Origin of the sequence: Vibrio sp. 1874, from assembly GCF_033344395.1 — a bacterium.
Lineage (GTDB): Bacteria > Pseudomonadota > Gammaproteobacteria > Enterobacterales > Vibrionaceae > Vibrio > Vibrio alginolyticus.
Genome location: NZ_JAWPOR010000045.1, coordinates 1 through 3,104, shown reverse-complemented (window position 1 = coordinate 3,104; position 3,104 = coordinate 1). Strand labels below are relative to the sequence as shown.

At 55.3% G+C, this 3,104-nt stretch carries 4 protein-coding genes; 3 read left to right on the top strand and 1 reads right to left on the bottom strand.

The features are described 5' to 3' along the window. The first annotated feature begins 406 nt into the window (after positions 1–406). The 3 genes from sul2 to R8N46_RS24285 are packed head-to-tail and all read left to right on the top strand — an operon-like array spanning position 407 to position 2,922. Positions 407–1,222 (top strand): sulfonamide-resistant dihydropteroate synthase Sul2, encoded by an 816-nt coding sequence (gene sul2, locus R8N46_RS24295; protein WP_001043260.1) that lies wholly within the window; start codon positions 407–409, stop codon positions 1,220–1,222. Between the two features lie 60 nt (positions 1,223–1,282). Next, a complete protein-coding gene (gene aph(3'')-Ib, locus R8N46_RS24290) occupies positions 1,283–2,086 on the top strand; it encodes an aminoglycoside O-phosphotransferase APH(3'')-Ib (RefSeq protein WP_001082319.1) in 804 nt (267 codons plus the stop codon). Continuing rightward, positions 2,086–2,922 carry an aminoglycoside O-phosphotransferase APH(6)-Id gene (locus tag R8N46_RS24285; RefSeq protein ID WP_000480968.1) on the top strand — a complete coding sequence of 279 codons (837 nt, stop codon included), beginning with the start codon at positions 2,086–2,088 and terminating at the stop codon, positions 2,920–2,922. Before aph(3'')-Ib ends, R8N46_RS24285 begins: the two co-directional genes overlap by 1 nt. Here R8N46_RS24285 and R8N46_RS24280 read toward each other — a convergent pair. Continuing rightward, on the bottom strand, positions 2,894–3,104 hold a 211-nt coding region (locus R8N46_RS24280), incomplete at its 5' end, for a hypothetical protein (RefSeq protein ID WP_206926156.1). The genes R8N46_RS24285 and R8N46_RS24280 overlap by 29 nt on opposite strands.

Genomic DNA, 3,104 nt, shown 5'->3' with positions numbered 1-3,104 from the left:
CCACCTCCGCAGCCATTTATTGGTGTGGTCTACAGAGGATTAAGTCTTTTTAGAGGGGAAAATCCCTAGAACCCCATCTCCAAACATATCAAGCGTGTCTGTATCCCACTCTATTGTAAACAAGACATTTTTATCTTTTATATTCAATGGCTTATTTTCCTGCTAATTGGTAATACCATGAAAAATACCATGCTCAGAAAAGGCTTAACAATATTTTGAAAAATTGCCTACTGAGCGCTGCCGCACAGCTCCATAGGCCGCTTTCCTGGCTTTGCTTCCAGATGTATGCTATTCTGCTCCTGCAGCTAATGGATCACCGCAAACAGGTTACTCGCCTGGGGATTCCCTTTCGACCCGAGCATCCGTATGAGACTCATGCTCGATTATTATTATTATAGAAGCCCCCATGAATAAATCGCTCATCATTTTCGGCATCGTCAACATAACCTCGGACAGTTTCTCCGATGGAGGCCGGTATCTGGCGCCAGACGCAGCCATTGCGCAGGCGCGTAAGCTGATGGCCGAGGGGGCAGATGTGATCGACCTCGGTCCGGCATCCAGCAATCCCGACGCCGCGCCTGTTTCGTCCGACACAGAAATCGCGCGTATCGCGCCGGTGCTGGACGCGCTCAAGGCAGATGGCATTCCCGTCTCGCTCGACAGTTATCAACCCGCGACGCAAGCCTATGCCTTGTCGCGTGGTGTGGCCTATCTCAATGATATTCGCGGTTTTCCAGACGCTGCGTTCTATCCGCAATTGGCGAAATCATCTGCCAAACTCGTCGTTATGCATTCGGTGCAAGACGGGCAGGCAGATCGGCGCGAGGCACCCGCTGGCGACATCATGGATCACATTGCGGCGTTCTTTGACGCGCGCATCGCGGCGCTGACGGGTGCCGGTATCAAACGCAACCGCCTTGTCCTTGATCCCGGCATGGGGTTTTTTCTGGGGGCTGCTCCCGAAACCTCGCTCTCGGTGCTGGCGCGGTTCGATGAATTGCGGCTGCGCTTCGATTTGCCGGTGCTTCTGTCTGTTTCGCGCAAATCCTTTCTGCGCGCGCTCACAGGCCGTGGTCCGGGGGATGTCGGGGCCGCGACACTCGCTGCAGAGCTTGCCGCCGCCGCAGGTGGAGCTGACTTCATCCGCACACACGAGCCGCGCCCCTTGCGCGACGGGCTGGCGGTATTGGCGGCGCTGAAAGAAACCGCAAGAATTCGTTAACTGCACATTCGGGATATTTCTCTATATTCGCGCTTCATCAGAAAACTGAAGGAACCTCCATTGAATCGAACTAATATTTTTTTTGGTGAATCGCATTCTGACTGGTTGCCTGTCAGAGGCGGAGAATCTGGTGATTTTGTTTTTCGACGTGGTGACGGGCATGCCTTCGCGAAAATCGCACCTGCTTCCCGCCGCGGTGAGCTCGCTGGAGAGCGTGACCGCCTCATTTGGCTCAAAGGTCGAGGTGTGGCTTGCCCCGAGGTCATCAACTGGCAGGAGGAACAGGAGGGTGCATGCTTGGTGATAACGGCAATTCCGGGAGTACCGGCGGCTGATCTGTCTGGAGCGGATTTGCTCAAAGCGTGGCCGTCAATGGGGCAGCAACTTGGCGCTGTTCACAGCCTATCGGTTGATCAATGTCCGTTTGAGCGCAGGCTGTCGCGAATGTTCGGACGCGCCGTTGATGTGGTGTCCCGCAATGCCGTCAATCCCGACTTCTTACCGGACGAGGACAAGAGTACGCCGCAGCTCGATCTTTTGGCTCGTGTCGAACGAGAGCTACCGGTGCGGCTCGACCAAGAGCGCACCGATATGGTTGTTTGCCATGGTGATCCCTGCATGCCGAACTTCATGGTGGACCCTAAAACTCTTCAATGCACGGGTCTGATCGACCTTGGGCGGCTCGGAACAGCAGATCGCTATGCCGATTTGGCACTCATGATTGCTAACGCCGAAGAGAACTGGGCAGCGCCAGATGAAGCAGAGCGCGCCTTCGCTGTCCTATTCAATGTATTGGGGATCGAAGCCCCCGACCGCGAACGCCTTGCCTTCTATCTGCGATTGGACCCTCTGACTTGGGGTTGATGTTCATGCCGCCTGTTTTTCCTGCTCATTGGCACGTTTCGCAACCTGTTCTCATTGCGGACACCTTTTCCAGCCTCGTTTGGAAAGTTTCATTGCCAGACGGGACTCCTGCAATCGTCAAGGGATTGAAACCTATAGAAGACATTGCTGATGAACTGCGCGGGGCCGACTATCTGGTATGGCGCAATGGGAGGGGAGCAGTCCGGTTGCTCGGTCGTGAGAACAATCTGATGTTGCTCGAATATGCCGGGGAGCGAATGCTCTCTCACATCGTTGCCGAGCACGGCGACTACCAGGCGACCGAAATTGCAGCGGAACTAATGGCGAAGCTGTATGCCGCATCTGAGGAACCCCTGCCTTCTGCCCTTCTCCCGATCCGGGATCGCTTTGCAGCTTTGTTTCAGCGGGCGCGCGATGATCAAAACGCAGGTTGTCAAACTGACTACGTCCACGCGGCGATTATAGCCGATCAAATGATGAGCAATGCCTCGGAACTGCGTGGGCTACATGGCGATCTGCATCATGAAAACATCATGTTCTCCAGTCGCGGCTGGCTGGTGATAGATCCCGTCGGTCTGGTCGGTGAAGTGGGCTTTGGCGCCGCCAATATGTTCTACGATCCGGCTGACAGAGACGACCTTTGTCTCGATCCTAGACGCATTGCACAGATGGCGGACGCATTCTCTCGTGCGCTGGACGTCGATCCGCGTCGCCTGCTCGACCAGGCGTACGCTTATGGGTGCCTTTCCGCAGCTTGGAACGCGGATGGAGAAGAGGAGCAACGCGATCTAGCTATCGCGGCCGCGATCAAGCAGGTGCGACAGACGTCATACTAGATATCAAGCGACTTCTCCTATCCCCTGGGAACACATCAATCTCACCGGAGAATATCGCTGGCCAAAGCCTTAGCGTAGGATTCCGCCCCTTCCCGCAAACGACCCCAAACAGGAAACGCAGCTGAAACGGGAAGCTCAACACCCACTGACGCATGGGTTGTTCAGGCAGTACTTCATCAACC